We start from the raw sequence: 4,998 nt of genomic DNA, 5'->3' as shown, positions 1-4,998 counted from the left end.
AAAAAATACAGCCGATAAGCGTGGGCGTTTGAGGGCAAGCAGCCAGTTCTTCGGAACAAACTCTTCGGAGTTATCAAGCGCTCACAAAAACAGTAATGAGGAAGAATTAATTCTTCTTGATTCCGTCAAGTGAGTGAGCAGTCGAAAGACTTTAAATTCAAGATCGAACTATAGAGTTTGATCCTGGCTCAGATTGAACGCTGGCGGCATGCTTTACACATGCAAGTCGAACGGTAACAGGTCTTCGGATGCTGACGAGTGGCGAACGGGTGAGTAATACATCGGAACGTGCCTAGTAGTGGGGGATAACTACTCGAAAGAGTAGCTAATACCGCATGAGATCTACGGATGAAAGCAGGGGACCTTCGGGCCTTGTGCTACTAGAGCGGCTGATGGCAGATTAGGTAGTTGGTGGGGTAAAGGCTTACCAAGCCTGCGATCTGTAGCTGGTCTGAGAGGACGACCAGCCACACTGGGACTGAGACACGGCCCAGACTCCTACGGGAGGCAGCAGTGGGGAATTTTGGACAATGGGCGAAAGCCTGATCCAGCAATGCCGCGTGCAGGATGAAGGCCCTCGGGTTGTAAACTGCTTTTGTACGGAACGAAAAGCCTGGGGCTAATATCCCCGGGTCATGACGGTACCGTAAGAATAAGCACCGGCTAACTACGTGCCAGCAGCCGCGGTAATACGTAGGGTGCAAGCGTTAATCGGAATTACTGGGCGTAAAGCGTGCGCAGGCGGTTTTGTAAGACAGTGGTGAAATCCCCGGGCTCAACCTGGGAACTGCCATTGTGACTGCAAGGCTAGAGTGCGGCAGAGGGGGATGGAATTCCGCGTGTAGCAGTGAAATGCGTAGATATGCGGAGGAACACCGATGGCGAAGGCAATCCCCTGGGCCTGCACTGACGCTCATGCACGAAAGCGTGGGGAGCAAACAGGATTAGATACCCTGGTAGTCCACGCCCTAAACGATGTCAACTGGTTGTTGGGTCTTAACTGACTCAGTAACGAAGCTAACGCGTGAAGTTGACCGCCTGGGGAGTACGGCCGCAAGGTTGAAACTCAAAGGAATTGACGGGGACCCGCACAAGCGGTGGATGATGTGGTTTAATTCGATGCAACGCGAAAAACCTTACCCACCTTTGACATGGCAGGAACTTACCAGAGATGGTTTGGTGCTCGAAAGAGAACCTGCACACAGGTGCTGCATGGCTGTCGTCAGCTCGTGTCGTGAGATGTTGGGTTAAGTCCCGCAACGAGCGCAACCCTTGCCATTAGTTGCTACATTCAGTTGAGCACTCTAATGGGACTGCCGGTGACAAACCGGAGGAAGGTGGGGATGACGTCAAGTCCTCATGGCCCTTATAGGTGGGGCTACACACGTCATACAATGGCTGGTACAAAGGGTTGCCAACCCGCGAGGGGGAGCTAATCCCATAAAGCCAGTCGTAGTCCGGATCGCAGTCTGCAACTCGACTGCGTGAAGTCGGAATCGCTAGTAATCGTGGATCAGAATGTCACGGTGAATACGTTCCCGGGTCTTGTACACACCGCCCGTCACACCATGGGAGCGGGTCTCGCCAGAAGTAGGTAGCCTAACCGTAAGGAGGGCGCTTACCACGGCGGGGTTCGTGACTGGGGTGAAGTCGTAACAAGGTAGCCGTATCGGAAGGTGCGGCTGGATCACCTCCTTTCTGGAAAAATGCTGCTTCAAATTGAACGTCCAAGATGCAGCCAAAGATATTCACATTACGGCATAACGCGTGAGGTGCAAGACCTCACCAGTCTTTGAAACCAGGCTTTGATTCTCGACAAGAGAGTCCAAAGTTATAGGGTCAAGTGACTAAGAGCATATGGTGGATGCCTTGGCGATGATAGGCGACGAAAGACGTGATAGCCTGCGATAAGCTTCGGGGAGCTGGCAAATAAGCTTTGATCCGGAGATTTCTGAATGGGGGAACCCACCTCGCAAGAGGTATCGTGCACTGAATACATAGGTGCACGAAGCGAACCTGGAGAACTGAAACATCTAAGTACCCAGAGGAAAAGACATCAACCGAGATTCCGATAGTAGTGGCGAGCGAATTCGGAAGAGCCTTGCAGTGATAGTCGATCAGTTAACAAAACGGCATGGAAAGGCCGACCATAGTGGGTGATAGTCCCGTATGTGAAAACCGATCGGTGGTACTAGGCTGCAGACAAGTAGGGCGGGGCACGAGAAACCCTGTCTGAATATGGGGGGACCATCCTCCAAGGCTAAATACTCATCATCGACCGATAGTGAACCAGTACCGTGAGGGAAAGGCGAAAAGAACCCCGGGAGGGGAGTGAAATAGATCCTGAAACCGTATGCTTACAAAAAGTCGGAGCCCTTAGGGGTGACGGCGTACCTTTTGTATAATGGGTCAGCGACTTACATTCAGTGGCAAGCTTAACCGAATAGGGGAGGCGAAGAGAAATCGAGTCCGAATAGGGCGACTAGTCGCTGGGTGTAGACCCGAAACCAAGTGATCTATCCATGGCCAGGATGAAGGTGCCGTAACAGGTACTGGAGGTCCGAACCCACTAATGTTGCAAAATTAGGGGATGAGCTGTGGATAGGGGTGAAAGGCTAAACAAACTTGGAAATAGCTGGTTCTCTCCGAAAACTATTTAGGTAGTGCCTCAAGTATTACCGTCGGGGGTAGAGCACTGTTTAGGCTAGGGGGTCATGGCGACTTACCAAACCTATGCAAACTCCGAATACCGACGAGTACAGCTTGGGAGACAGAGCACCGGGTGCTAACGTCCGGACTCAAGAGGGAAACAACCCAGACCGCCAGCTAAGGTCCCTAAAATTGGCTAAGTGGGAAACGAAGTGGGAAGGCTAAAACAGTCAGGATGTTGGCTTAGAAGCAGCCATCATTTAAAGAAAGCGTAATAGCTCACTGATCGAGTCGTCCTGCGCGGAAGATGTAACGGGGCTAAGCCAGTTACCGAAGCTGCGGATGCACAGTTTACTGTGCGTGGTAGGAGAGCGTTCTGTAAGCCTGTGAAGGTGTCTGGTAACGGATGCTGGAGGTATCAGAAGTGCGAATGCTGACATGAGTAGCGTTAAAGGGGGTGAAAAGCCCCCTCGCCGTAAGCGCAAGGTTTCCTACGCAACGTTCATCGGCGTAGGGTGAGTCGGCCCCTAAGGCGAGGCAGAGATGCGTAGCTGATGGGAAACAGGTCAATATTCCTGTACCGATCAATAGTGCGATGTGGGGACGGAGAAGGTTAGCTCAGCCAACTGTTGGAATAGTTGGTTCAAGCGTGTAGTCGTGCTCTTTAGGCAAATCCGGAGAGCTGAGATGAGGCGTGATAACGAGTCTGCTTGCAGACGAAGTGAGTGATACCCTGCTTCCAGGAAAAGCCACTAAGCTTCAGCTATTGACGACCGTACCGCAAACCGACACTGGTGCGCGAGATGAGTATTCTAAGGCGCTTGAGAGAACTCAGGAGAAGGAACTCGGCAAATTGACACCGTAACTTCGGGAGAAGGTGTACCCCAAGTAAGTGAAGTTGTACAAACGGAGCTCAAAGGGGTTGCAAAAAATTGGTGGCTGCGACTGTTTAATAAAAACACAGCACTCTGCAAACACGAAAGTGGACGTATAGGGTGTGACGCCTGCCCGGTGCTGGAAGATTAAATGATGGGGTGCAAGCTCTTGATTGAAGTCCCAGTAAACGGCGGCCGTAACTATAACGGTCCTAAGGTAGCGAAATTCCTTGTCGGGTAAGTTCCGACCTGCACGAATGGCGTAACGATGGCCACACTGTCTCCTCCTGAGACTCAGCGAAGTTGAAATGTTTGTGATGATGCAATCTCCCCGCGGAAAGACGGAAAGACCCCATGAACCTTTACTGTAGCTTTGTATTGGACTTTGAACGGATCTGTGTAGGATAGGTGGGAGGCTTTGAAGTGAGGTCGCTAGATCTCATGGAGCCGACGTTGAAATACCACCCTGGTGCGTTTGAGGTTCTAACCTGGATCCATTATCTGGATCGGGGACAGTGCATGGTAGGCAGTTTGACTGGGGCGGTCTCCTCCCAAAGCGTAACGGAGGAGTTCGAAGGTACGCTAGTTACGGTCGGACATCGTGACGATAGTGCAATGGCATAAGCGTGCTTAACTGCGAGACTGACAAGTCGAGCAGATGCGAAAGCAGGACATAGTGATCCGGTGGTTCTGTATGGAAGGGCCATCGCTCAACGGATAAAAGGTACTCTGGGGATAACAGGCTGATACCGCCCAAGAGTTCATATCGACGGCGGTGTTTGGCACCTCGATGTCGGCTCATCTCATCCTGGGGCTGTAGTCGGTCCCAAGGGTATGGCTGTTCGCCATTTAAAGAGGTACGTGAGCTGGGTTTAAAACGTCGTGAGACAGTTTGGTCCCTATCTTCCGTGGGCGCTGCAGATTTGAGGAAGCCTGCTCCTAGTACGAGAGGACCGGAGTGGACACACCTCTGGTGTACCTGTTGTCACGCCAGTGGCATCGCAGGGTAGCTAAGTGTGGAAGAGATAACCGCTGAAAGCATCTAAGCGGGAAACTCGTTTCAAGATGAGATCTGCCGGGGCCTTGAGCCCCCTGAAGGGTCGTTGTAGACCACGACGTTGATAGGCTGGGTGTGGAAGCGCAGTAATGCGTTAAGCTAACCAGTACTAATTGCCCGTGCGGCTTGACCCTATAACTTTGGGTAAGCCTGGAAAAACAAAAGACAGAACGCAAGTTCTAGTTATGCCGAAATAGCGCAATCGAAAAGCTGATTGAAGACTCTATGAATTCGTTGGATGGAGAGGAGCGTCATTAAGAAGTTAATGGCCACCGATCGATCTGACAAAAAGTTTATGCCTGATGACCATAGCAAGTTGGTACCACTCCTTCCCATCCCGAACAGGACAGTGAAACGACTTTGCGCCGATGATAGTGCGGGTTCCCGTGTGAAAGTAGGTCATCGTCAGGCTCTTAC

At 51.6% G+C, this 4,998-nt stretch carries 3 rRNA genes; all 3 read left to right on the top strand.

Annotated features, from left to right (window positions below):
- Positions 1–165 precede the first annotated feature (165 nt).
- The 3 genes from EIC84_RS25760 to rrf all read left to right on the top strand — a co-directional run bounded on the left by EIC84_RS25760 (position 166) and on the right by rrf (position 4,992).
- Positions 166–1,698 (top strand): 16S ribosomal RNA (locus tag EIC84_RS25760).
- 139 nt (positions 1,699–1,837) lie between these two features.
- Positions 1,838–4,715, top strand: a 23S ribosomal RNA gene (locus EIC84_RS25755).
- A 164-nt stretch (positions 4,716–4,879) separates the two neighbouring features.
- Positions 4,880–4,992: ribosomal RNA gene (rrf, locus tag EIC84_RS25750) — 5S ribosomal RNA — on the top strand.
- Together the 16S, 23S and 5S rRNA genes form the textbook arrangement of a ribosomal RNA operon.
- The last annotated feature ends 6 nt before the right edge of the window (positions 4,993–4,998 follow it).

This window comes from Comamonas sp. A23, assembly GCF_004522605.1.
GTDB lineage: Bacteria > Pseudomonadota > Gammaproteobacteria > Burkholderiales > Burkholderiaceae_C > Comamonas > Comamonas thiooxydans.
This window is presented reverse-complemented; position numbering and strand designations above follow the sequence as displayed.